Genomic DNA, 25319 nt, shown 5'->3' on the forward strand with positions numbered 1-25319 from the left:
TGGCGTGGGCGGGTCACTCGCGCTCCGGGCAGCGGACGCCGTCGGCGGGCGCGGTGCGCGAGATGAGGTAGCGGTCGACGAGGCGGTCGACGCAGGCCGAGCCCGTCTTGTACGCGGTGTGGCCGTCGCCCTCGTAGGTGATGAGGCGGCCCGACCTGAGCTGGGTGGACAGGGCCTGGGACCACTCGTACGGCGTGGCGGGGTCGCGTGTGGTGCCGATGACGACGATGGGGGGCGCGCCCTCGGCGGTGATGCGGCGGCCGGTGTCGTCGCCCTTGACCGGCCAGTAGGCGCACGGCAGCGAGCCCCAGGCGATGTACGCGCCGAAGCGCGGCGATTCGGTCGACTCGGCGGCGCGGCGGTAGGCGTCGATGTCCCGCGGGTAGACCCGGTCGACGCAGTTGATCGCGGTGTTCGCCTCGGTCTGGTTGGAGTACGTGCCGTCAGGGCGGCGGCCGATGAGCAGGTCGGCGGTGGAGATGAGGGTGGTGCCGTCGCCCGCGAGCGCCTGGGCGATCGCTTGGCGCAGCACCGGCCAGGAGCCGCGGTCGTACAGCGGGGTGGCGACGCCGAGCATCGCCCACGCCTCGGTGACCGGGCGGGCGTCGGTCCTGTTGCGCAGCGGCCGGGCGTCGATGCGGCGCATCAGCGCGGAGAACTCCTCCAGGGCGCCGTCGAGCTCGCGGCTGTCGAAGGGGCAGGAGGCGTCCTCGAAGCAGTCCTTGAGGAACGCCTCCAGCGCGACCTCGAAGCCGCGCGCCTGGGCCTCGCTCGACTCCAGCGGGTCCAGGGACGGGTTCACCGCGCCGTCGAGCACGAGGGCGCGCACCTTGTCCGGGAACAGGTGGGCGTACACCGCGCCGAGGAGCGTGCCGTACGACTTGCCGAGGTAGGTGAGGCCCTCGTCGCCGAGGACCGCGCGCAGCACGTCCATGTCGCGGGCGGCGTTCACGGTGCCGACGTGCGGCAGCAGCTTGCCGGACTTGGCCTGGCAGCCCTCGGCGAACGCCCGGGCGCTGCGCTCGAGCGCGCTCACCTCGCTCTCCTCGTCGGGGGTGGCGTCGAGGCCGACGTGCCGGTCGAGCTCGGAGCCGGACAGGCAGCGCACCGGCGAGGACTCGCCGACGCCGCGCGGGTCGAAGCCGACGATGTCGAACCGGGCCCGGATCTCCTTGGACACGATGTACTCGGCGCTGCGCGCGTACTCGATGCCGGATCCGCCGGGCCCGCCGGGGTTGACGAGGAGCGAGCCGATGCGGTCCCCGGTGGCGGGCAGCCGGACCACGCTGATCTTGATCTGCTCGCCGTCCGGGTCGTCGTAGTCGAGCGGTACGGCGACGCGGGCGCACTGGAAGCCCTGCCCGCAGTCCGACCAGGACACCTTCTGGCCGTAGTACCGCTGCAGGCCCGCAGGCGCCGCCGTGGCGCCGGTGCCGGGGGCCGCGGACGCGGACCCGCCGCCCCGTCCGCCCGCGGGCTCGCCGCCGGTCGCGCCGCACCCGGCGGCGAGGGCCGCCGCGGCGAGCAGGGCCGCGATGCGCCGCCGCCTCACCGGTCGTCCGCCTTCCCGCCGTAGGTCTCCTCGTACGCCTGGCGGGGCGCGCACACGCTCGCCCGCGAGCAGGAGCAGCGCCGGCCGCCGTCGTTGAGCCGCACCACGACCTGGTCGGCGGGCACGTTGTGGCCCACCACGGTGCCCGGGCCCTCCGGCGTCTCCACCTGGGTGCCAACGCGCGGCGCGGAGGCCCGGAACTCCTGGTAGAGCGGGTGCTCGTACTTCAGGCAGCACATCAGCCGCCCGCACGCGCCGGCGATGCGCAGCGGGTTGACCGGCAGGTCCTGGTCCTTGGCCATGCGCACCGAGACCGGCTCGAAGTCCTTGAGGAAGGTCGCGCAGCACAGGTCGCGCCCGCACGGGCCGATGCCGCCCTGCAGCCGGGCCTCGTCGCGCGGGCCGATCTGCCGCAGCTCGACGCGGGCGCGCAGGTTGCGCGCGAGGTCGCGGACGAGCTGGCGGAAGTCGACGCGGTGCGGCGCGGAGAAGTAGACGGTGTAGACGTTGTCGGCGTCGAGGTAGTCGATGCCGACCACCTTCATCGGCAGCCCGTGCCGTTTGATCAGGCGCTTGGCGACGCTCCGCCCCTCGGCGCGCTTGCGCCGGTTGTTCTCGTCGCGGACGAGGTGCTCCTCCTGGGCGAGGCCCTGGCACACCGGCAGGCCCTCGATGTCCTCGCTGACCCACTGCGGCGGCCACACGCACTCGGCCACCTCGGGCCCCGACCCGGTGGGCACGAGCACCTTGTCCCCCACCTTTGGCCGGTGCGGACCGGGATCGAGGTAATAGAGCCGCCCATAGCGGGTGAAGCTCACCGCCATGATCATGCCCACGTCGCCGCGCTCCCCTTCCGTCAGGTACGGCGTGCCTGCACTCGCCACCCTACGCGGCCCGGGCGGTTTCGGCCCGTGCCCTGGGTCACATCGGGCTCGGCACATCGAAGCAACGGCGCAGGACGCACAAATACTCCCCGCCGCGTCGCTCGCGGCGGGGAGCGTCACGCCCGGCCGGGGCGGGCCGTACCGGGGCTACCAGGCCGCGGCGGTCCTGGGCTCGGCGCCGACGGTGGCCAGGGTGCGGTAGCCGCCGGTGTCCGCCACCACGCCGTACTCGCCGCCGCGCCGTACCAGGAACCGGGTGCCGCCGCCGTCGCCGTCCACCAGGCAGAGCAGGCCCTCATCGATCCGGGTGAGGTGGCGCAGCGGCTCGCCACTGGACGCGTCGAACTCGGCGACGCCCACCGTGGCCGCCTCGGGCCGCGCCGCGGCGGGCGGGAACCCCACGCCCGCGTACAGGCGGGTGCCGTCCGGGGAGATCGTCACCCCGCACACGACGTCGCCCCACGGCCCGGTGAGGGGGACCATGCGGCTCCGGCGCAGGTCGCCGGGCTCGGTGGTGGTGTCGAGCACCCGGACCCGCCCGTCGGGCACCCGCACGTAGCGGACGTCGTCCGAACCGGCCGTGGGCACCGGCTTCGGCACCGGCGAGGCCAGGTACGGCCGGCCGTCGGCGCCGCCGAAGTACGGCTCCCGGATCGGGGGGTCGGTCGGATCCGGCGTGATCGGATGTTTCGGGAGCGCGAAGCTCTCCGCCGGCGCGGGCTCGGGAACCGCCGCGCCGTCGCCCGGCCGCACCGGCGAGGGCGGCCCCGAGGCGGCGGGGGACGGGGTCGCGGCGGCCGACGCCTCGGGGGACGCCGACGGGGTGGGCTCGCGGAGTGCGGCCTCCGGCGACGGCACCACCTCGGCGGGGACCGGTTGGACGTCCGTCGACGAGACGACCTCGGGCTCCGTGAACGCCGCATCCCCCGAGCCGGGCCGCGGCGACCCGACCCGGAACACGGTCAGCAGCGTCGCCTCCCGGAAGGCGAGGTACCGCCCGTCGCGGCTCAGGGACAGGCCGGTGACCGGCCGGTCCCCGCGCCACTCGCGGGTACGCCCGGTCGCGGTGTCGGCCACGGTGATCCGGCCCGTCGTGGCGGCCGGCCGGCACGACTGCAGGCCGTACGCCACCGTCGACCCGTCCCCGCTCACCGCGAGCGAGCTGACCAACATGCCCTCCGGCGGCCCGTACGGCAGGGCCTCCGGCTTGGCCACCCGCCCGTCCTCGCCCACGGTGAACCGGTACAGCCGCGGCCTGCAGTCCTTCGCCTCGGTGGCCGCGTAGAAGGTCCGGTTGTCCCCGGCCGCCGCCACGTGCGCGTACCACTCCCGCCCGGACGGCGCGGCGATCCGGCCGACCTCGCGCCCCGAGTCGCTCGACCGCACCACGACGTCCGCGCCGGCCACGTGCGCGAAGAACCGGGGCAGGGGCGCGGCGCCGTCCGCGGGCGTCACGCGCTCACCGAACCCCGACCGATACACGGTCACGCCGCCCGCGATGGCGAGCACGACCGCGGCCGCCGCGGCGAGCGGCGTGAGCCAGGGGCGGGGCCGCGGTTCCGGAAGCCGCAGCGGAGGCGCCTCCGTGATCGTCTCCCCGGCCGCGGTCGTCGCGTCGCGCAGCCGTTCGATGATGTCCCGCACGTTCACCTCCGTCACCTGTCCCGCTCCTCCAGCAGGCGGCCGAGCGCGGCGAGCGCCCGGTGGGTGGTCGACTTGACGGTCCCGCGGCTCACGCCCATCACCCGGGCGGTCTCCTCCTCCGACAGCTCGGCGTAGTAGCGCAGCACGAGCGCCTCCCGCTGGCGGCGCGGCAGCCGGTGCAGCGCGGCGAGCACGGCCCGCCGTTCCGCGTCGAGCATCGCGGCCGACTCGGCGGACCACACCGGCGGCTCGTAGGTCCGGGCGAAGAAGGAGGGCAACCGGCGACGGCGCAGCACGCTGCGCGACGCGTTGAGCACGGCGCTGCGCAGGTAGACCAGGGCGTTGTCCGGGTGGCGTAACCGGTGGTAGCGGCGGTGGAGGCCGAGGAACGCCTCCTGCACCACGTCCTCGGCCGTCTCCCGGTCACCGACCATGATCAGGGCGAGCCGGGTGAGGCCGAGCGCGTGCTCGGCGTAGAGCGCGCTGATCGCGTCGTCCGCCTCCGGTGCGCCGCGCGAGGGGCCTAGGTCGAGGATCTCCGCCTGCATGTTCCAGAGACGCCGCCGCGCGCCCAAGGTTGCCTACCCGGCGGTGTGATTCCCGCGGTACGGCCGGGCGGCCCCGGTCAGCGGAGCGCGAGGGCCATCGCCTCGACGGCGATCTGCGGGTTGACGTTCGCGGCGAGCCGCTTGCGGCACTGCATGATCGCGTCCACCCGGCGCAGCGTGGTCTCCGGGGTGGAGGCGCGGGCCACGGCCTCCACGTCGGCGCGCCGGTCCTCGTTGGTGAGCTCCACCGGCGCCCCGAACTGTACGGCGAGCACGTCCCGGTAGAACGCGACCAGGTCGAGCAGGGCGGCGTCGAGGGTGTCCCGCTTGATCCGGGTGGCACGGGACTTCTGCCGCTCCTCCAGCTCCTTCAGCGCCCCGGCGGCGCCGCGCACCAGGCCGCGGCCGAGGCCCTTGCCGGTCGAGCCCTCGCCGTACACCTTGCGCAGCTCGGCGGTCTCCGCCTCGTTCAGCTCGGCGGTGGCCGCGGCGGCCTCCTCCTCGGCGGTCTTCACCAGCCGCTCGGCGGCGGCCACGCACTCGCCGACGCCGGTGAGCTCGCGGGGCAGGCTGAGCACCGCGTCGCGGCGGCGCCGGGTCTCCTCGTCGAGGGCGAGGCGGCGGGCGCGGCCCACGTGCCCCTGGGAGGCGCGGGCGGCGAACGCGGCGGTCTCCGGGTCGACCCCGTCCCGGCTGACGAGCAGCTCGGCGATCGCGTCGGCGGGCGGGGTGCGCAGCGTCACCACGCGGCACCGGGACCGGATGGTGACGAGCATGTCGTCGGGGGACGGCGCGCACAGCAGCCACACCGTCCGCGGCGGCGGCTCCTCGATCGCCTTGAGCAGGGCGTTCGCGGCGGCCTCGGTGGCCCGGTCGGCGTCCTCGAACAGCACCACCCGCCAGCGGCCGAGGGTCGGGGCGCCCGCGGCGCGCAGCACCAGCTCGCGGGTCTGCCGCACGCTGTAGGAGAGGCCGTCGGGCCGTACCACCTCCAGGTCGGGGTGGGAGCCGACCTCCACCTGGCGGCACAGCTCACAGGTGCCGCAGCCCTGCTGCGGGCAGAGCAGCGCGGCGGCGAAGGCGCGGGCCGCGTCCGACCGGCCGGACCCGGGCGGGCCGGTGAACAGCCAGGCGTGGGTCATGCCGGACCCGGCGGCGGCGCGCCGCAGCACCTCGATCGCGTGGTCCTGGCCCACGAGTGCGTCGAACACGCTCATCGCAACCTCACCGCCGGTCGCGGATCGCCGGCATGGTGCCGGTGGCGGCCTCGGCGTCCCCCGGCACCGGGTCGGGCAGGATCTCCCGCACCCGGTCCTGCACGATCGCGGCGATCTCCTCGGGCGTCTGCGTGCCGTCGACCACGAGGTAGCGGTCCGGGTCGGCGGCGGCGAGCGCCCGGAACTCGCGGCGCACCCGCTCGTGGAACTCGAGCGGCTCGGCCTCGATGCGGTCCGCGGGCGAGGCGAACCGGGCGAGCCCCACCTCGGGCGGCACGTCGACCACGATCGTGAGGTCGGGCACGAGCCCGCCGGTGGCCCACTCGTTGATCCGGGCCACGTCCTGCTGGTCGAGGGCGCGGCCCGCCCCCTGGTAGGCGAGCGAGGAGTCGACGTACCGGTCGCTCACCACGATCGCGCCGCGCTCCAGGGCCGGGCGGATCACCTTCTCCACGTGCTCGGCCCGGTCGGCCGCGTACAGCATGGTCTCGGCCCGGGCCGACAGGCCCTGGTGGGCCGCGTCGAGCAGGATCGCGCGCAGCCGCATGCCCACCTTGGTCGCGCCCGGCTCGCGGGTCTGCTCCACGTCGTAGCCCTGGTCGCGCAGCCAGATGGCGAGCATGCGGGCCTGGGTGGTCTTGCCGGAGCCCTCGCCGCCCTCGAACGCGATGAACACGCCACGCCGCCGCTCGGGGCCCGGCTCGTCCGGGACGTACCGGGCGCCGCGCAGCGCGGCCGCCAGGTCGGCGAGGAGTGGCACGTTCCGGCGGTCGTCCATGTGGCGCAGCGCGACCACGCCGACCGTGATCGCGAGCAGCGCGCCGATCACCAGCACGAGGTTCGGGCCGCCGAAGGTGTACGACACGGTCGGGGCGAGCCGGTAGGTGTGCTGGCCGAACAGCGCGGCGAGGGCCGGGGCCACGGCGACCACGACGAGCAGCACGACCCGGGCGAGCGACTGGAGGAACGCGAAGGTACGGCCGCGCAGCCCGTCCTCGACCTCCAGGCCGATCAGCGTGTAGCCGATGATCCACGCGATGCCCGCGCACGCGCCCAGCGCCACGGTGAGCACCGTGACCACCACCATGTTCGTGATCAGCGCGATCGCCGTGAGCACCAGGCCCGCGGCCACGATCGCCAGCCCGAACAGGCGGCGCCGGGACAGCTCGCGCAGCAGCCGCAGCCCGAAGAACATGCCGAGCGCCATGCCCGCGAACACCGCGGCGAACACCGCGCCGTACGCCGGGTCGCCGCCGCCCAGCGCGGCCACGTACAGCCGGGCCACGCCGATCACCGCGCCGCCCGCGGCGAACGCCCCGGCCATGCCGATCACCAGGCCGCGCACCAGCGGGGTGCGGCCCACGTACCGCCAGCCGTCGGCGATCTGGCGGAGCACCGAGGGTGCGGAGATCGCGCGCCGCGGGATGTCCTTCAGCGTGAAGATCAGGATCGCGGAGACCCAGTACGCGAGCGCGTTGACGTACAGGGCGAGGCTCGCCGGCTCGGCCGCGAACGACGGCACCGCGCCGCCGAGCATCTCGGCGACGAGCGACAGCACCGAGAACAGCGCCGCGGCGAGCGGGGCCGTGCCGTACGTGACGAGGAGGTTGAACCGGTTCGCCTCCTCCAGCTGGTCCTTCGGCACCAGGTTGGGGACGGTCGCGTCCTTGGCCGGCACCCAGAACAGGTTCACGCACTCGAGCAGGACCGTGGCGACCAGCATCCACCGGTAGCTGCCGACGAGCGGGATCGACAGCACCACGGCGAACCGGGCCACGTCCGCGACGACCATGGTGAGCCGCCGGTCGAACCGGTCGGCCACCGCCCCGGCGATCGGGCCGAGCAGTACGGCGGGCAGCATCTTCGCCAGGAACACGCCGCCGATCGCCAGGCTCTGCACCTGGAACCCGGAGTCCCGGGTGAAGTGGCTCGCCAGCGCGGTGAGCGCGATCAGGTTGAGCCAGTCGCCGAGGCTGCACACCGACATCGCCGTCCACAGCTTGCGGAACGGCGCGTTGGCCAGCACGTGCGGGCGCCTCCGCCGTGTGGCGGGCCGGCCGGGGGTGGTCATGGGTATCAGGTTATCGGTGCGCCGACCCGCCCCGGTATCGATCGCAGCGGCCCGGCTACGGCTGGTTGGCGGCGGCCTTGGCCCGGCCCCGCTTGGTCGTGGTGCCGCGGGCCCGGCGCTCGGCGAGCAGCTCGGCCGCGCGCTGCACGGTGATCTCCTCGACCGTGTCGCCCTTGCGCAGCGACGCGTTCGTCTCGCCGTCGGTGACGTACGGGCCGAACCGGCCCTCCTTCACCACGATCGGCCGCTTGGAGTTCGGGTCCTCGCCGAGCTCGCGCAGCGGCGCGGCGGACGCGGCGCGGCCGCGGCCCCGCTGCTTGGGCTGGGCGAACAGTTCCTTGGCCTGCTCGAGGGTGATGGTGAACAGCTCCTCCTCGGAGGAGAGCGACCGCGAGTCCGAGCCCTTCTTCACGTACGGGCCGAACTTGCCGTTGTGCGCGGTGACCTCCTCGCCGTCGAGCTCGCCGAGCACGCGAGGCAGCGAAAGCAGCTTGAGCGCGTCCTCGAGCGTGATCGTCTCCAGCGACATCGACTTGAACAGCGAGGCGGTGCGCGGCTTGGCCGCGCCCTTCTTCGCCTTGCCGGTGCCGTTCGCCTCGGCCTCCTCCGGGAGGATCTCGGTGACGTACGGCCCGAAGCGGCCGCTCTTCGCCACGATGATCCGCCCGGTCTCCGGGTCCACGCCGAGCTCGCGCTCGCCGCTCGGCTGGGCGAACAGCTCCTCGGCCTTCTCCGCGGTGAGCTCGTCCGGGGCGAGGTTCTCCGGCACGTTCACCCGCACGCCGTTCCGCTCCAGGTACGGCCCGTAGCGGCCGACCCGGATCACGATGTCGCTGCCCTTGATCGGGAACGAGCTGATCTCCTTGGCGTCGATGTCGCCGAGGTCGCTCACCAGGTCCTTGAGGCCGACGTCGCCGTCGTCGCCGTAGTAGAAGTGGCGCAGCCAGCGCACCCGCTCGGTCTCGCCGCGGGCGATCGCGTCGAGGCACTCCTCCATGCGCGCGGTGAACTCGTAGTCCACCAGGTTGCCGAAGTGCTGCTCGAGCAGGTTGACCACGGCGAACGCGAGGAACGACGGCACCAGCGCGGTGCCCTTCTTGAACACGTAGCCGCGGTCGAGGATCGTCCCGATGATCGACGCGTACGTCGACGGGCGGCCGATCTCCCGGTCCTCCAGCTCCTTGACGAGCGAGGCCTCGGTGTACCGGGCCGGCGGGCGGGTGGTGTGGCCCTCGGCGGCGAGCTCGCGGGCGGCGAGCACCTGGCCCTCGGCGAGGGTGGGCAGCCGCCGCTCGGAGTCGTCCCGGTCGGTCGACGGGTCGTCGGCGCCCTCCACGTACGCCTTGAGGAAGCCGTGGAACGTGATCGTGCGGCCGCTCGCGCTGAACTCCACGGCCTCGCCGGTGCTCGAGACGCCGCCGACCTTCACGCTCACCGACTCACCGGTGGCGTCCTTCATCTGGGAGGCGACGGTGCGCTGCCAGATCAGCTCGTACAGGCGGAACTCGTCGCCCTGCAGCCCGGTCTCGGCCGGGGTGCGGAACTCCTCACCGGCCGGGCGGATCGCCTCGTGCGCCTCCTGGGCGTTCTTCACCTTGCTGGTGTAGACGCGCGGCTTGTCGGACACGTAGGCCGGGCCGTACAGCTTGAGCGCCTGGCGGCGGGCGGCGGCGACCGCGGTCTCCGACAGCGTGATGCTGTCGGTACGCATGTAGGTGATGTAGCCGTTCTCGTACAGCCGCTGCGCCACCTGCATCGTGTACTTGGCCGAGAAGCCGAGCTTGCGGCTCGCCTCCTGCTGCAGGGTCGTGGTCCGGAACGGCGCGTACGGCTTGCGCGTGTACGGCTTGCGCTCGATCGAGGTGACGGTGAACGTGGCCCCGGCGAGCCGGTCGGCGAGGCCGCGGGCGGCCTGCTCGTCGAGGTGGACGACGTCGGTGGTGCGCAGCGTGCCGTCGCTGGTGAAGTCGCGGCCCTGGGCCACGCGGCGGCCGTCGACCGCGGTGAGCGTCGCGTGGAAGGTGGGCGTCTCCTCGTCCGGGCGCCGGGTGTCGAACAGCGCGCGGATGTCCCAGTAGCCCGCGGGGGTGAACGCCATGCGCTCCCGCTCGCGCTCGACCACGAGGCGGGTGGCCACCGACTGCACCCGGCCGGCGGACAGCCGCGGCTTGACCTTCTTCCACAGGACCGGGCTCACCTCGTAGCCGTAGAGGCGGTCGAGGATGCGCCGGGTCTCCTGGGCGTCGACGAGCCGCAGGTTGAGGTCGCGCGGGTTCGCCACCGCCTCCCGGATCGCCTGCGGGGTGATCTCGTGGAAGACCATGCGCCGCACCGGCACCTTGGGCTTGAGCACCTCGCGCAGGTGCCAGGCGATCGCCTCCCCCTCGCGGTCCTCGTCGGTGGCGAGGTAGAGCTCGTCGGCGTCCTTCAGGAGCTGCTTGAGCTTGGTGACCTGGGCCTTCTTGTCGGGGTTGACGATGTAGAGAGGTTCGAAGTCGTGCTCCACGTTGACGCCAAGCCGGGCCCACGGCTCCCCTTTGTACTTCTCGGGGATGTCCTCGGCCTTCTCGGGCAGGTCGCGGATGTGACCGATGCTCGACTCCACGATGTAGCCGCGCCCGAGGTAACCGGCGATCGTCTTCGCCTTAGCGGGCGACTCGACGATCACCAGCCGGGTTCCGTCGGCCTTCCCGTCCTTGGCTGGCACGCTACTTCCTACCTCGCTTGCTCAGGTCGCTCCCGTGGGCCCGTGGCGGGTCCGCCGGGAATCCTCGTCCGGGTGTCGCTAACCAGGGTTCCCTCCCACACGGGTTACCCCGTCCCCTCCCGGAAACTCCACTCCCATTGATATTCACGAGGGAGCAGAATAGAGCCCAGAGGGTTCCGTAGTCCCGCAGGCCACCTCTGGGAGACTAATCGCTGTGGTCGAGTACTCCTACTTGGATCTGTACTTCTCGCGGGATACCTCGCGGGAGGACGCCCGCAGGGTCCTCACCGATCACGCGGAGTACGGCGACTGGGAACTGTACCGGCTGAGACGTTATCCCGACGGCAGGAGGCACGTACGCCTGCGCCGGAAGATCATCAGGGTGGTCCGCACGATGTGATCGACGCTGATCGTTCCCGCGCGGCTCTCCCGGCGTGATCCTCCCGCCGGTGCCGGTCCCTGTGCCGTCTTCCGTCCCCAAGCGCCCGAGTATAGGGAATCGCGCGCCGTGATGTGATATCGCCGAGGACAGGGCTTTGCCCGTCCCGGGCCGCGCCCCCGGAACGGGCAAAGCGTCTGGGCTCCCGGCCGCGCCGTGCGCGGGCGCGGCCGGGATCGGTCGTGCCGCCGAGAGCCGCGGCCGGCCCCGGTGGGCACCGCACCGGGTACGGCACGGCGGCTGCGCGGTCTCGGCCTGGCCGGCGGTTACCTGCGGCCGAAGCGGAACCGGCGGGTGAACGCGAAGAACGCGGTCGTGGCCGCGAACAGGGTGCCGAGGGCCATGGTGAGGAAGGCACCGGCGTCCATCCCGGCGGGCTTGGCCGTCTCCTCGGCGCTCACCAGCTTGATCGGCAGGATGTCGGTGGCCGACCCGCCGGACGCGGGCGCCTTGCCGATCGGGAGGTTCGACACCAGCGGCAGGTTGGGCAGCTCGGTGAGGCCGCCCGGCAGCGGGGCGAGCTGGCCCGGGAGCTGCGGGACGCCGCCGGGCACCGGCACGAGCCTGTGACCGGTCGCCTTCGGCAGCTTGGGACGGCCCGGCTGGACCGGGTGGGCCGCCTTCTTGGCGGGCTTGACCGGCGCGGCCGAGAGCAGGCCGGCGTGGTGCACCTTGCGCAGGCCGCGCGCGCTGGAGGAGACGACCTTGGCGCTGCCGAGGCACCCGGCGGCGGCGTCGCCGAGGACCGCGACCGCGTTGCCGCAGGCGTTCACCGGCGCGGTGATCGGGGCGACGATCTGGTTGCCGCCGAGGATGCTGCCGACGCCCGAGGTGCGGTTGCCACCCGCGCCGGAGCCGCCGCCCACGACCTTGGCGCCGCCGAGGCAGGCGGCCTCGGAGCGGCCGAGCACCGCCACCGCGTTGCCGCACACGTTGACCGGGGCGGTGATCGGGGCGACGATCTGGTTGCCGCCGAGGATCGACGACCGGCCGGAGGTACGGTTGCCACCCGCGCCGGAGCCGCGCCCCACGACCTCGGCGCCGCCCTTGCACCCGGCGAACGCGTTCCCGAGCACGGCCACCGCGTTGCCGCACACGTTGACCGGCGCGGTGATCGGCGCGACCACCTGGTTACCGCCGAGGATCGACGACCGCCCCGAGGTACGGTTGCCACCCGCACCGGAGCCCGAGCCGCCGGAGCGCTTCACCGTGACGCCGCCCTTGCACCCCGCGGCACCGTTGCCCACGGCGTTGCCGCAGGCGTTCACCGGCGCGGTGATCGGCGCGACCACCTGGTTGCCGCTGCCCACGCCGAAGCGCCCGTCGGTGTCGTTGCCGCCGGATCCGCGCCCGCCGGCCCGGCGCCCGAACCTGCCGCCGTAGCCGTTGTCGTCGCCGCCCTGCTTCACCTTCGCCCCGCCCTTGCAGCCGGAGAAGGCGCCGCCGAGCGCGGCGACCGAGTTGCCGCACACGTTGACCGGCGCGGTGATCGGCGCGACCACCTGGTTACCGCCGAGGATCGACGACCGCCCCGAGGTACGGTTGCCACCCGCACCGGAGCCCGAGCCGCCCCTGCCGCTGCTCTTGACCTTGGCACCGCCCTTGCACCCGGCGGCGGCCTCGCCGAGCACCCCGACGGCGTTGCCGCAGGCGTTCACCGGCGCGGTGATCGGCGCGACCACCTGGTTACCGCCGAGGATCGACGACCGCCCCGAGGTACGGTTGCCACCCGCACCCGAGCCGGAACCGCCCCTGCCGCTGCTCTTGACCTTGGCGCCGCCCTGGCAGGCCGCGTCGGCGCTGCCGAAGAGCGAGACCGCGTTGCCGCAGGCGTTGACGGGCGCGGTGATCGGGGCGACGACCTGGTTGCCGCCGAGGATCGACGACCGGCCCGAGGTGCGGTTGCCGCCCGCGCCCGAACCGGGGCCGTTCTCGACGGAGGCGCCGCCGCGGGACGCCGCGTTGGCGTCACCGAGGATCCCGATGGCGTTGCCGCTGATGTCGACCGGGAGGGTCACCGGCAGGTCGATCTGGTTGCCGCCGCCGATCGAGTAGCGGCCGTCGGTGTCGGCCCAGGCGGTGCCGCCGCCGGTGAGGGCCATGACGCCGAGCGCGAGCAACGCCGCGGGCTTCGCGCCCTTCGCCCAAGTGCGCATAGAAGCTCCTTGATGCTTGTCGTGGGGGATTTCTGACAGCCGCGACGGCACGACAGGGCAGGCGGCGGGGAGCACCGCACAGCGGGGGCCCCACGGCCGTCGCGATCAATGAACGGAGGAGATCAGACGGATCACTCGCACGGAGCGCGGCGATATGACTCCGGAGGGTAGGCGCACTCCGCCGGCCGTACCCCACTCAGGGGGACGCCGTCACACGCGAGATCAGTCAGGAGAGAACGCGGGTTCGTCCGCCGCTGTACGGACGACCGGAGGAAGCGTCCCCGCCGGAGGGGCGGGAAACGCCATCAGCCGTGGATCATCGATCGATCGCACGGCATCCCCGAAAGGCGGCCCGAGCGGGCCGACACCACCACCGGACCGCGGCGCCAGTGCGTAGGCGCCGACCTTGTGGACGATGGTGGACGGTGCGGTGTGGCCAGGCGCGTACTGGAATGTGAGCCCGTGGACGCCGCGCCCGGCCATCGCCTCGGCTTCCGTCGAGGCGTCGACCGCGCCGAAGGACCGCACCTGGTCCAGCTCGGCGCGGACCGAGGCGGTGATCCGGGAGTCGCCGGAAGGGAGCGTGTCCGCTGCCGCGGGGGCGGCACCGACCCAGCCGAGGAGGAACACGCCCAGGACCCAGCCGACGAGGAAGAGCCCGCCGAGAAGCAGGCGACGCCCCAGGCGGGAAGCGCCGGACCGCACCTTCCGGTCGCTCCCCGCCGCGGGCACCCCGTCACCGGGGCCGGCCACCGGCAGGCACGGCATGTCGGGCGCCGAACCGCCCTGCACCGACTGCGTGCCTGCCACGCGACCCTCCTTGGACGTCCGGGCACGCTCCGCACACACGGAGGCACCCGGTGTGGACCACCCTGGATCACCCCTTCAACGCTCAGTTACGTTAGCAGCACTTCACGTGATGGCAATGGATTTCGGTGAATTTCGCTGGGGCGGTCAGCAGAGATCCAGGAACCGGTCAAGAACCCGCACGCCGAACGTGAGCGCGTCCACCGGAACCCGCTCGTCCACGCCGTGGAACATGCCGGAGAAGTCCAGGTCGGGCGGGAGCCGCAGCGGGGTGAACCCGAACCCGCGGATGCCGAGCAGGCTGAACGACTTCAGGTCGGTGCCGCCGGACATCATGTACGGCACCACCCGGGCGCCCGGGTCCTCGGCGAGCAGCGCCTCGGTCATCGCGCGCACCAGCCGCCCCTCGTACGGGGTCTCCACCGCGATGTCGTAGTGGATGAACTCGCGGGTGACGTTCGGGCCGAGCAGCTCGTCGATGGTGGCGAAGAACTCCTCCTCGTAGCCCGGCAGGAACCGCCCGTCCACGGCGGCGGTCGCGGTCTGCGGGATCACGTTCGCCTTGTAGCCGGCCTCGAGCATCGTCGGGTTCGCCGTGTTGCGCAGCGTCGCGCCGACCAGCCGGGCGAGCGGCCCCATCTTCGCCACCGTCGCCTCGGTGTCCTCCTCGGTCAGCTCGATGCCGAACGCCTCCTTGAAGAAGCTCTTCACCGTGGGCGTGAGCCGTACCGGCCACTGGTACCGGCCGATCCGCGCCACGGCCTCGGCGACCTCGGTGACCGCGTTCTCGGTGCTGAGCATCGACCCGTGCCCGGCCCGCCCGCGCGCGGTGAGCTTCATCCAGGCGATGCCCTTCTCGGCCGCCTCGATCGCGTACACCCGCTCGGTCTCGGACAGGCTGATGCTGAACCCGCCGACCTCGCCGATCGCCTCGGTGCAGCCCTCGAACAGCTCCGGGTGGTTCTCGACGAGCCACCGCGCGCCCAGCCCGCCGCCGGCCTCCTCGTCGGCCGTGAACGCGAGCACCACGTCCCGCGGCGGCCGCCGCCCCTCACGCAGCCGCTGCCGTACCACCGCGAGGATCATGGCGTCCATGTCCTTCATGTCCACCGCCCCACGGCCCCACACGCACCCGTCGGCGACCTCCCCGCTCAGCGGATGCCGCGTCCAGTCGCCGGCGTCGAACGGCACCACGTCCAGGTGCCCGTGGAGCAGCAGCGCCTCCCGCCCCGGATCGGTCCCCTCGATCCGCGCGACCACGCTGGTCCGCCGCGGCTCGCTCTCGAACACCTGAGGCTCCAGCCCCACCTCGGCGAGCTTCTCCGCCACGTACTCGGCCGCCTCGCGCTCCCCCGGCCCCGAGCTGTCACCGGGGTTGGAGGTGTCGATGCGAATCAGGTCGCGGCACAGGCCGACGACCTCCTCCTCCATGTTCCCGACCGCGACCATGATCCTCCCTCCCTGAGAGACACCCTGGGAGCCTCCATCCTGCCCGTTTCCTCCGCTCAGTCCCAGTCCACCCATCGCGCCACGCCCCACTCCCGGACCGCTCCCGCCCTTCTCCCCCGCCCACCACCACCCCGCCACGCCCAACCCACGATTAGCGGTATGAAGCACTCCCCAAGAGGTGCTAGCCTGTATGCGGCGCACGGAGCGAACACCTCCGAGCGACACGTCCGGGTGGCGGAATAGGCAGACGCGCTAGCTTGAGGTGCTAGTGCCCGTTAAAGGGCATGGGGGTTCAAGTCCCCCCTCGGACACCACGAAGGCCCCGAGTCCGCGCGACAGCGACTCGGGGCCTTGTCATTCCCGGGTCCTGAAGCGGCTCCCCGCCCGGCCGTCGGCCCAACCTGATCAGGTTTGCGTGCTTGCGGGAGACGCCGAGAAGCCCCGCAACCACCCGGTCGCCGTGACACGGCACCCGGAAACTCGCGCAGTCTCGATCGGGCCAACGGGACCGGCTCCATCGTCAGGGGGAAGTCCGTGAAATCCCGCCGCTCAGACTGATCTGGAGGAACCCTTGCGGTAGGCGCCGAGGATCTCCGCCCGGAGCAGGTAGCCGAATCCGGCCCGTTCCAGGCGACGGCCCAGTTCCTCCACGGAGATGCCGAGAGCCGTGGCCGGGAGGTGCCAGTCGTGGTAGGCGAGGGTGGTGAGGAGGTGGCCGCGGCGGGTCTGGGACTCGGAGAGGCGGAAGGTTTTGAGGTAGGCGAGGTGGCCGGACTCGTCGGTGATCAGCTCGCCGATGTGGTTTTCGCGGTGGCGCTCGAAGGACGGGAGGAAGCGGCGGAGGGTGTAGCGGCCCATGCGGTGGACGACCTGCTCGTGGTGCGGGGAGCGGAGCAGGTCGGCGGCCATGACGGTGTCATGGAACTCGGCCCATTCGCGTTCGAGGCGGGCGACCTCGTTGCGCAGGTGGGTCAGTGACACGAGCCGGGTCTCGTCGATGGTCAGCGGCCAGTCCCGGGCCGGGTAGAGGCGGGCGTACTGGTAGACGAGCTCGCCGTACAGGTCGTGGATGAGGGTCGGGTGGAGGATGCGGTAGTCCTCCGGGTGGGGGACGACGAAGGCGGCGGCGAGGGTGTCGCCGGCGTAGAGCAGCAGGCCGCACTGGCCGGGGTGGATCTCGAAGACCCGCAGCGCCTCCTCGAGGTCGGGGATCAGCTCGCCGCGGTACGCCGCCTCGGCGCGCGGGGACAGGCCGCGGGTCACCGCGTACCTGGTCCACTCCTCCCAGGCGATGGCCGGGCCGCCGAAGTGGAGGGCGAGGTAGCCCTCCAACGCCAGGTGCAGGGGGAGGAACCGCAGCCGGTTGGTGTCGATGCGCCGGGCCATGCGGCGGAACCGGATGGGAACGGCCTGCGCGGGCCGCTGCTCGAACTGGGTGCCGTACGCGGCGGCGGGGGTGCCGTCGCCGGTCCAGGACGCGACGAACGCGTGCGGGATGTAGGCGATGTAGAGCGTCTTGTCCGGCAGGGTCACCACGGACGGCTCGTCGTCGCCGTAGACGAGTGGGCTGAGCCGCAGGTCGCGGATGGGCTTGGGGCGGACCAGCGGCACGAGGCGCAGCGCGCCCCAGGTCTGCGCGGGGCGGGTGTACAGCCCGGTGAGGTCGATCATCCCGTCGCCGCCCTTTCCAGCAGGTAGGCGCGCAGCTCGGACAGTCCGGTACGGCCCTGCGCGAACGCGGCGAGCTCCACCAGGGCGGGCAGGTCCTCGGCGTCGCGGATGCCGACCGTGGGCACGAGCGGGGACAGCCGGCGCACCTCGTACTCCTCGGCGTCGAACACCGGGTTCAGGTGCACGATCTCGACCTCCTCCATCGGGTCGAAGCGGCGCCGCCACACCCGCAGCACCTCGGCGGCGAGGCCGGGCGGGGCGTTGTCCCAGCCGTCGGAGACGATGACGAGCCGGTCCGGGCGCCGTTCCAGGGCGTCGAGGATGCGCCGGCCGAGCGGGGTCGGCCCGACCGGGCGTACCCCGATCGGCTCGGTGGTCCCCGACAGCCACAGGCCCTCGTACGCGGAGGCCAGCGCCTCGAGCAGGTAGTGGCAGGCGAGCGCGACCGCGAGCGGGCGGCGGCGCTTAACCGGCGAGCCGTACGAGGAGAAGCTGTCGTCGAGCACGGCGACGACGTACCCCCACAGGCCCGCGCGGGCGCCCGCCACCCGGGCCGCCGCGGCGCGCAGCGCGGCCTCGAGCCCGCGGCGCTCCGCCACGGGCCGGGACAGCGCGTACGAGGCGAGCCGGACGAGCGGCATCCTGGCCAGGTCGGCCCCGGTGGCCACGCCGTGCGCCGCGGCCGACTCGCGCAGCCGCAGGCTCTCCAGCGCGGTCAGCCTGGGGGCGATGCGTTCGAGGAACTCCGCCCGCGGGATGCCGTGCCGCGCGGCGAAGCCCTCGGCGACCGGGTACGGCAGCTCGTACAGGGCCGACCTGTCGTAGTGGGCCCGCCGCCACGCCTCCAGCAGCGGGTGCGCGTACCGGCCCCGGCGGTGCGGGGCGAACAGGAAGTCGCCGAGCTCGCCGTCGAGGCGCAGGTGGGCGTGCCGTACCGCGGCCTTGAGGCCGGAGCGGTACTTGACCGCGTCGTGGGCGAGGTCGGGGCGGGCGGCCAGCCAGTCGCGGATGATCGCCCGGGTGCGCCGGTTGTTGACCCCGGCGTCGCGCAGCCGCCTGAACAGCCGGTAGACGCGGGGCGGGCTCATCCGGGCGAGCCGCCGGGCGATCAGCCGCCCGTCGGCCGGTGTCCGTTCCTTGAGCAGGTTGAAGATGATGAGCGCCGCGTTGTGCTCGTTGATGTCCAGCGCGAGCATCGCGGCGTAGACGTCCGGATAGTTTCCGTGGACGTAGGCGTGGAGGAACTCCAGCGAAAGCCGCTGCCGCTGCCGGGAGTCGCGGAATTCGCGCTGCCCGGTGGACGTGATCGCCGCGTTGGCGAACAGCAGCACGTCCTCGCATTCGATCAGGTCGACGCGCCGGTCCATCGGTCCTTCCGGGGGAGGCGGCCGACCGGGGAATGGGGGCGCGAACTGCGAAGCCGTCGCTCCAAGACGTGATCCGGAAGTCGCGCCGAAGTCCCGCGGCCGACCCGAACGCCGACCATAGCAGGGGATTTTCCGGACACGCGACCCGAATTTCCGCCGGCTCCGTGGAAAAGCACGGCGCCCTGGCAATCATGCTCATCATTGCGACCAACGGCCGCACATGATCACCAGGTGCCCGGGGCCGGCACGGCGGGCCGTACCGGTCGGCGTCTCCGGACTCAGGTACGGCGGGCCGTCCAGGGCACGGACCGCACCAGGTGGCAGGAGATGAGCGCCCAGGCCAGGGATACGCCGAGGGCCGGGAGGGCGGCCGTCCAGAGTTCCAGACGGTCGAGCGGCGGCACCTGGGTCACCCGGCCGCCGAAGAAGTCGGCGCCGAAGTACGCGGCCCGGAACAGGTCCACCAGGGGCGCGAGCGGGCTGAACCAGACCACCTGGGCGAACCGGTCCGCCATGAACTCCAGCGGGATCATCGCCCCGCTGCCGAAGACCAGGAGGAACAGCGGGATGAAACCGATGAGCTGAATGCTCTCGGCGGTCCTCGCGAAGCGGGTGATCCAGACGCCGAGCAGGGACATGGTGATCGACGCCAGGATCCCGGCGAGCAGGAGCAGTTCCGGTGCCGCGGGGTACACACCGGCCGCCGCGACGCCGATGGCGCAGAGCACGACGGTCACGATGAGGACGAAGGCCAGGGTGGGGGCGCACACGGCCGCGAGCACGGCGCCGACGGCGACGCCGCCGACCCGCAGCCGCTTGTGGATGTGCTGTTCCCGGCGGACCGTGAACACCGTCTTCACACATATCCGCGGGAGGAATCGGGCCCCAGGGCGGATGTACGGCCGGGCGGCGACCGCGTGCCCGGCGAGGGTGGCGCACGCCTCGGCGAGGCCGGCCGATCCGCTCAGGCAGATGTGGGCAACAGCGTGTGGATCGCGTCGAGCAGCGCGCCGGTGTCGGTGAGGTCGCGCAGCACGACATCGGCTCCGGCCTCCTTGAGATCGGCGAGACCGCTTTCTCCCGACGCGACGGCGATCACCCTCGCCCCGCCGTCCCGTCCGGCGATCACGTCCGCCGGGGTGTCGCCAATGAGCAGGGTCGAGTCCCGGGAGAACGCCTGCCCGAGTTTGCGGCCCGCCCGGCGCTGCGCGATCGGCACGAGGGCCGCCCGTACGGCGTCGTCGTCCCCGTAGGCTCCGATGTCGAGGTCGACGTGGCGGTCGAGGCCGAAGATCTTCAGCTTCGCCTCGGTCGTGGGCCTGGCGTTGCCGGTCAGCACGGACTGGGCGATCCCCGGTACCCGGGCCAGCGCCCGAAGCGCGCCGACCGCACCCGGAAGGACCCGGCCACACGCCAGCAGATCGTGCGACCGCTCGTGGTAGCCGCACGCCATGAGCCGCGCGAACCGTGCGAACGAGAACCGCGCCGGCGAAAGGCCGTGCAGCTCCAGCGTCTCGCGGAAGAACGCCAGCTCGGTCTTGCCTGCGGCCGTCGTCATGCGCACCATCGGCGTTCCCGTCACCGCGTGGAACGCCGCGGCGAACACCTCCCGTCCCACGCCTCCCGTCTCGATCAACGTGTGGTCGATGTCCCAGAGCACGAGCCGGTTGGCGCCCAAGGCATCCGCCTTTCCGTGACCAGATCGCGTGGACCAACGCTCACCCGCCGAGGGCCGTTCCCGCCCGCCGCGGGGCGCGGATGGAGATGCGTGCCCGGCGGCGGCCGAGGGACCGATGGCGTGGATCTTCATGGTCCGCGGGTTTCCTTCCGTGCGTAAACCCCCTCGGGCCGATCCCACCGCCACGGACGCGGCCGGGCTCCCCGGCATCCCGCCCCGCGTGAAGATCACGCCGGCTCGGGGTCGCCGCACCCGATCCGGCGCGGCCCGCCGACGCGAACGAGATCTCTGCCACGCCCCGCTCGCCCGGTTCCGCGCGGCCACCGCCCGGCCCGATGGGCTCTCCGGTGGCAAGGCGCCGGGCCGGAATGACCGCTGCCTCACCACGGACCCGGTGCGCCGCCGATCACGCCTCGAGTGCGGCGATCGAACGCCGGATCAGGTCGATCGCCGACACCCCGTAGACCTCCTCAACGGCGTTCGCGATGACGTGGCACAGGCGGAACCGCTCGAGCGGGGTCAGTCCCAGGCGGGTGAGGTGGAGGTAGGTGTAGTTGAGCAGCACCCGGTAGCGCAGGAAGTCGGGATGCTCGAAGACGTCCCGCCGGTAGGCGGGGCTGTTGAAGATGAGACGGTGGAGCTCGCCGGGCTCGCGCGACGGTACGGGGATGTCGCCGAGCCGCGGCGGGGACGGCTCCGGCCTGGGCATCGGCTGGACCAGTTCGCCGCGCTCGATGAGCGCGCCCGCGCGGTGGCGATACTCCGCGAGCAGGGCCGCCCACTCGCGCACGAACGGCGCGGCGGGGCGGGCCGGGTCGTCGAGCGTGCCGATCACGTCCCGTACCCGCGCGGTGTACGCCTCCCGCCGCTCCTCGTAGTGGCGGTCGAACGCGGCACGGGCCGCGGGCGGGTCGGCGGCCCAGGTGAGGTAGCCCTCGGAGTGCGAGCGGAAGGAGACGAAGCTCTGGGTGATGGGGCGGGAGGTGTGCGCCACGGTGAGCATGAGGCTCATCGCCAGGTCCGGCTTGGTGTCCCGTCCGGCGCGCACGTGGTCGAGCATGGCGAACAGCAGCGGCGTGGAGTCGCTGTAGAACGAGGTGAGCAGCTCCACGGCCGCGTCGCTGCCGAGCACGTGCCGGCGCGAGTCGAACGGCATGTCACAGATGGAGTTGTCGGGCGGCCACGGGGTGAGCGGGCCGTGCTCCTGCTCCCGCAGCGCGAGCAGCCGGTGCCGGGGCAGGCTCTGTTCGGGGTCGAGCCGCGCCGTCGAGGGGTGGTCGCGCAGGTACGCGCCGATCACCTCGTAGACGCGGGGCCGTACCCGGTCCTCCCAGACCGAGCGCTCGGCCCGGACGTTGATCCGCAGGTGCGGCCCCTGCCGCCAGTGCCGCAGCACGTACGCCGCCGCCACGCTGTCGCGGATCTCGTCGAACAGCGGCCGGACCGCGTCGAGCAGCAGGGGGTCCTGGTCCGCGTGGTAGTAGACGTGCACGCAGTGCCAGGCCGTCGCCGGGCCGGGACGGTGCGGGGTGGTCACGGTTGCCTCCCAGGGTCCGCGAGGTCGACGAGGGTGCGGGCGAGCAGGTAAGAGAGGTGACGCTCGACGTCGAGGGTCAGCCCCAGCCGGTTGTGGAACAGGTGCGCGCAGCGCAGCAGGATCGCGGGCACGGTCCGCCGTCGCTGGGGCAGCGCCATCGCCAGGAACACGTGGGGCGATCCGGGGTTCGACGGGCGGCATCGGCCCGCGGCGTGCAGCGGGTCGAGCGTGTCGCGCAGCTCGCGCATGGACACGCACCACGCGGCGAGCACGTCCGCGCCGCCGTCCGCCCCGGCCGTCGCGCGGCCGGCCAGGTCCCACAGGCCGCGGGTCTGTTCGCGCAGGGCGTCCCGCCGGCGCCGGTAGTCGTCCTCGCCGGGCCATCCGCCGGGGTCCTCGGCGGCGGCGAGCCGGGTGGCGGCGGCCGCCAGGTCGGGCTCGCACACCGCGAGGGTGAGGGTGAGCGCGGCGAGGCCGATCGCCGCGCGGCGGCCCGGCGGTGTGCCCGCGCCGAGGACGCGGAGCGCGAGCACGCTGGAGTCGGTGAAGTGGCGCTCCACGGCGGCGATGCAGGCGTCGTCGCCGTAGGCGGAGTGTTCGGGCCGGTAGGCGATGTACTCGACCGAGTCGGTGGGGTGCAGCCGGTCGTCGTAGCGCTCCAGGCGTTCCCCGCGGGCGACCACCGCGGCGAACGCGCGGTAGGTGTCGGCGTCGATGGGCGGGCTGGACGGGTGCTCGGCGAAGTAGGCCGCCGCCGTACGGTCGATCAGGTCGCGGACGCGTGCGCGCTCGCCGGCGCCGGGTGGCCTGATGCGCAGCCGGACGTGCTGGCCGCCCTCCCAGTAGCGCAGGAAGAAGTGCTCCCGCGCACCCACGGCCCGTACCACGGGCGCGACCACCGCGCCGATCAGCGCGTCCAGGTCGCCGTAGTGGAACAGGTGGGCGCTCACCCACCCGCGCGGCCCGGCGGCGGTCACCGTTGCGGCTCCCGAACGGTCAGCTGGACCAGGTACTCGGTGACGCGCCTGCCGTGCCCGCCGTACCGGGGTGCGCCGGCGGGATCGGGCAGGGCCTCCTCCAGCACCACGAGCGCGTCGGGATCCCGCAGCTCGCGCAGGAAGCCGGTGAGCAGGAACGGGTCGGTCACGTCCACGTACATCGGTTTGCGTCCCTTGCCGAGCAGGCCCATGCCGAGGCCGTCGCCGAGCCCGACGACGCGGGCGAAGAACCGGCGGGGGACGCCGTGCCGCGCCAGCCAGGCCGCCAGCCTGGGCAGGTACGCGGCGTCGTCCTCGCCCCTGCCCGGCGTGGGGACCTCGGCCGCGCGCAGCCGCAGGCACGCGCGGGCGAGTGTGACCCGGCCCACGTCGAGGCGGGGCCAGCGCTCCACCACACCCGGTTCCGGCAGGTTGCCCCCGGTGCGGAACACCCAGCCGGGCACCATCGCCGTGGCCGGCTCGCCGAACGCCCGGATCAGGAACTGCAGCCCCGGCGGCAGCCAGTGCTGGGCCGACATGCCCAGATGGACCGGGAGCACCGGACGGCCGTCCGGGTCGCGCAGCACGAGCCGGTCGCCGTCGCAGGTGACGGTGAGATCGGCCGGCGAGAGCACGGGCAGTCCGGCCGCGGCGTCGCGGTCCCCGGTGAACGGGTACGCCAGGGCGCGGTCGGCCGTCGCCGACCGCAGGTTGATCCCGCCGCCCAGCATGCCCCGGCACTCGGCCACCAGCACCTCGCCGCGGCCCGCGCGCAGGTCGGCCAAGGGCGGGGCGTACGGCCCGGCGAGGCGGTGCAGCCGGGAGAGCCCGCGGCCGTACCCGGCCAGGACGGTGTTGAGCACCAGGCGCAGGCCGTCCGGGCCGGGCAGCGGCTGGACGAAGCAGGACACCGAGCCGGGCGGCCGGATGTACCCCGGCCACGAGGCGGCGAGCGCGGCGAGCCGGTCCGGATCGACGCGGACCACCTCGTCCCGCGCGTCCGGGCCCGCCCCGGTCGCCGCCCAGAAGTCGCGGCGGAGCGCCGCCAGCTCCCGCAGCCGCGGGAGGGCCTCGGCGGTGAACGCGGCGTCCGGGACCGCGAGCGGGTCGCCGAGCAGCGCGCGCAGCAGGGCGCCGCCCGCGCCGGGGGCACCGGTGTGAAGCTCGCGGTAGAGGTCGAGGACGGGCACGCGCGCGGCGGCGCCGTACCGGTCGAGGAAGAACGCGGTGGCGGCGATCTTGACGGGGAGGTCCGGGTCGAACAGGCCGAGCAGGCGGCGCACCACGTCGAGGTCGTCGAGCGCGGGCCGCCACTCCGGCAGGGCGCACCGCCCGGCCTGGTGGGTGAGCACGGCCGTGCGGGTGCACAGGTTCTTGTCCGGCAGCCAGGGCTGGTCGCGTTTCGCCGGGGCGAACACGTCCTCCAGCGCCCGGCGCACGGTCTCGATCAGCCGCCGCTGGTCGCGGCGCAGCCGGTCGTCCCGCAGCGCCGCGGCGAGCCTGCCCACCGCCGCGAGCCGCGGCGCGTCGCCGCCGGGCCCGGCGGCGAGCCATGCGGCGAGCTCGCCCACCGGGTCGGCGGACTGCTCCTCGTACGGCGGAAGCGGCTCCAGCAGCCCGGCGCGAACGAGCGGCAGCAGCGCGGGCGCGGCGCCGACGGTGGGGCAGGGGTGGGTGCGCACCCAGGCCAGGGCCCGGCGCACCTCCGGGGCGGCGGGCACGCTGCGGAGCTGCTCGGCGCCCCCGGGCCCGAGGAACCAGACGCGTTCCCCGTCGTCGACGGCGGTGGGGTTGACGCGCAGCCGCGCCCGCGCCACGACCTGCGGCAACCGGGCGAGCGCCGCCCACATCGGCTGGAGCACCGCCCGGTCGAGGTCGGCGTCGCCGGTCCAGCTCAGCTCCTCGGCCGGTTGCACCGCGGGCCCCGAGTCCGTCCAGCGGCCGAAGCCGCTGAGCGTGAACGTCGCGTACGGGCTGGTCTTGACGGTCGCTCTGGCGAGGTATCGGGCGAGCGCGAGCCGTTCCTGCCGCCCGATCCGCCCCTGGCGCAGCCGTTCGGCGAGCACCGGGCTGCTCTGTTCGAGGCCGAGCCGGAAGACGTCCGCGCCGGTCGCCTCCCGCAGCAGCGCGATCTTCTCCCGCGTCTCGGCGGCGAGCACGTCCGGCAGGGCGGCCCGCAGCGCGGCCTGCCGGTCCCGGCGGGCCGCCCACGACCGGACGCGTACGGCGAGCCCGGTGGGAAGCGCCCCCAGCACCTCGGCCGACAGCGCCCGGCGGTCGGGTCGCCTGCCGGTGAACACCGCGCGCCGCAGCGCGACGAGGGCGGGCTTCAGCCCGGCCCGCGCGGGGTCGCCGCCGACCTCGCCGATGACGCCGTACAGCAGGTCGGAGAGCTCGGTGCCCTCCCGCTCCAGCCACGCCGTGGTCTCGGCGAGCTCGTCGACGATCTCCCAGGTGCGGGTGGCGCGCAGCCGCTCCAGCACCTCGACCGGCAGGGCGGCCACGCGGACGGCGAAGGCGGGCGCGACGACGTATCCTCGATCCGCGGGCCGCGGTGAGGGGGAGGCCGCCCCGGCGGGGACGGCCGGCGTTACGTGGGTCATGGACGCGCTCCT

At 73.7% G+C, this 25319-nt stretch carries 18 protein-coding genes and 1 tRNA gene; 2 read left to right on the forward strand and 17 right to left on the reverse strand.

Annotated features, from left to right (window positions below):
- Positions 1–13: 13 nt before the first annotated feature.
- From FHX40_RS21390 to topA, 7 genes are all read right to left on the reverse strand, one after another.
- The gene (locus tag FHX40_RS21390; RefSeq protein ID WP_142261273.1) at positions 14–1552 is read right to left on the reverse strand and encodes an alpha/beta hydrolase; all 1539 of its coding nucleotides are present in this window, start codon (positions 1550–1552) and stop codon (positions 14–16) included.
- The gene (locus tag FHX40_RS21395; RefSeq protein ID WP_142261946.1) at positions 1549–2382 is read right to left on the reverse strand and encodes a PSP1 domain-containing protein; all 834 of its coding nucleotides are present in this window, start codon (positions 2380–2382) and stop codon (positions 1549–1551) included. Before FHX40_RS21395 ends, FHX40_RS21390 begins: the two co-directional genes overlap by 4 nt.
- A gap of 201 nt (positions 2383–2583) precedes the next feature.
- Positions 2584–4095, reverse strand: a complete 1512-nt coding sequence (locus FHX40_RS25250; RefSeq protein ID WP_170198915.1) for a hypothetical protein — start codon at positions 4093–4095, stop codon at positions 2584–2586.
- Positions 4092–4628: a SigE family RNA polymerase sigma factor gene (locus FHX40_RS21405; protein ID WP_142261274.1), complete on the reverse strand. Its 537-nt coding sequence runs from the start codon at positions 4626–4628 to the stop codon at positions 4092–4094. Before FHX40_RS21405 ends, FHX40_RS25250 begins: the two co-directional genes overlap by 4 nt.
- 77 nt (positions 4629–4705) lie before the next feature.
- Entirely contained in the window at positions 4706–5845 is a 1140-nt protein-coding gene (locus FHX40_RS21410) for a DNA polymerase III subunit delta' (protein ID WP_142261275.1), read from the reverse strand.
- A gap of 7 nt (positions 5846–5852) precedes the next feature.
- Positions 5853–7916: a dTMP kinase gene (gene tmk / locus FHX40_RS21415; protein WP_142261276.1), complete on the reverse strand. Its 2064-nt coding sequence runs from the start codon at positions 7914–7916 to the stop codon at positions 5853–5855.
- Positions 7917–7971: 55 nt separating this feature from the next.
- Positions 7972–10623, reverse strand: a complete 2652-nt coding sequence (topA, locus tag FHX40_RS21420; protein WP_142261277.1) for a type I DNA topoisomerase — start codon at positions 10621–10623, stop codon at positions 7972–7974.
- Positions 10624–10837: 214 nt separating this feature from the next.
- Here topA and FHX40_RS21425 point away from each other — a divergent pair, with 214 nt between their 5' ends.
- Complete coding sequence (locus FHX40_RS21425; protein ID WP_142261278.1) at positions 10838–11023, forward strand: DUF5703 family protein; 186 nt, start codon at positions 10838–10840, stop codon at positions 11021–11023.
- Positions 11024–11328: 305 nt separating this feature from the next.
- On the opposite strand, the gene FHX40_RS25935 is transcribed toward FHX40_RS21425, so the two are convergent.
- The 3 genes from FHX40_RS25935 to FHX40_RS21440 form a co-directional block, all read right to left on the reverse strand.
- On the reverse strand, positions 11329–13218 hold the full coding sequence (locus tag FHX40_RS25935) for a chaplin family protein (RefSeq protein WP_142261279.1): 1890 nt from the start codon (positions 13216–13218) through the stop codon (positions 11329–11331).
- 222 nt (positions 13219–13440) lie between these two features.
- Positions 13441–14028: a hypothetical protein gene (locus tag FHX40_RS21435; RefSeq protein ID WP_229788499.1), complete on the reverse strand. Its 588-nt coding sequence runs from the start codon at positions 14026–14028 to the stop codon at positions 13441–13443.
- 144 nt (positions 14029–14172) lie between these two features.
- The gene (locus tag FHX40_RS21440; protein WP_142261280.1) at positions 14173–15474 is read right to left on the reverse strand and encodes a M20/M25/M40 family metallo-hydrolase; all 1302 of its coding nucleotides are present in this window, start codon (positions 15472–15474) and stop codon (positions 14173–14175) included.
- A 225-nt stretch (positions 15475–15699) separates the two neighbouring features.
- Here FHX40_RS21440 and FHX40_RS21445 point away from each other — a divergent pair.
- Positions 15700–15788: transfer RNA gene (locus FHX40_RS21445), tRNA-Leu, on the forward strand.
- A 235-nt stretch (positions 15789–16023) separates the two neighbouring features.
- On the opposite strand, the gene FHX40_RS21450 is transcribed toward FHX40_RS21445, so the two are convergent.
- The 7 genes from FHX40_RS21450 to FHX40_RS21480 all read right to left on the reverse strand — a co-directional run bounded on the left by FHX40_RS21450 (position 16024) and on the right by FHX40_RS21480 (position 25307).
- Positions 16024–17145, reverse strand: coding sequence for an ARPP-2 domain-containing protein (locus FHX40_RS21450; protein WP_142261281.1), 1122 nt, complete (start codon positions 17143–17145; stop codon positions 16024–16026).
- Positions 17142–18512: a hypothetical protein gene (locus FHX40_RS21455; protein WP_142261282.1), complete on the reverse strand. Its 1371-nt coding sequence runs from the start codon at positions 18510–18512 to the stop codon at positions 17142–17144. Before FHX40_RS21455 ends, FHX40_RS21450 begins: the two co-directional genes overlap by 4 nt.
- Positions 18513–18790: 278 nt before the next feature.
- Positions 18791–19372 (reverse strand): ABC transporter permease, encoded by a 582-nt coding sequence (locus FHX40_RS21460; protein WP_170198916.1) that lies wholly within the window; start codon positions 19370–19372, stop codon positions 18791–18793.
- 104 nt (positions 19373–19476) lie between these two features.
- On the reverse strand, positions 19477–20190 hold the full coding sequence (locus FHX40_RS21465; RefSeq protein WP_211350348.1) for an HAD family hydrolase: 714 nt from the start codon (positions 20188–20190) through the stop codon (positions 19477–19479).
- Between the two features lie 406 nt (positions 20191–20596).
- Positions 20597–21727 carry a thiopeptide maturation pyridine synthase gene (locus FHX40_RS21470; RefSeq protein ID WP_170198917.1) on the reverse strand — a complete coding sequence of 377 codons (1131 nt, stop codon included), beginning with the start codon at positions 21725–21727 and terminating at the stop codon, positions 20597–20599.
- Positions 21724–22704: a lantibiotic dehydratase C-terminal domain-containing protein gene (locus FHX40_RS21475; RefSeq protein ID WP_170198918.1), complete on the reverse strand. Its 981-nt coding sequence runs from the start codon at positions 22702–22704 to the stop codon at positions 21724–21726. The genes FHX40_RS21470 and FHX40_RS21475 overlap by 4 nt, the downstream gene beginning before the upstream one ends.
- On the reverse strand, positions 22701–25307 hold the full coding sequence (locus FHX40_RS21480) for a lantibiotic dehydratase family protein (RefSeq protein ID WP_142261286.1): 2607 nt from the start codon (positions 25305–25307) through the stop codon (positions 22701–22703). The genes FHX40_RS21475 and FHX40_RS21480 overlap by 4 nt, the downstream gene beginning before the upstream one ends.
- Positions 25308–25319 lie beyond the last annotated feature (12 nt).

This window comes from Thermopolyspora flexuosa (assembly GCF_006716785.1).
GTDB lineage: Bacteria > Actinomycetota > Actinomycetes > Streptosporangiales > Streptosporangiaceae > Thermopolyspora > Thermopolyspora flexuosa.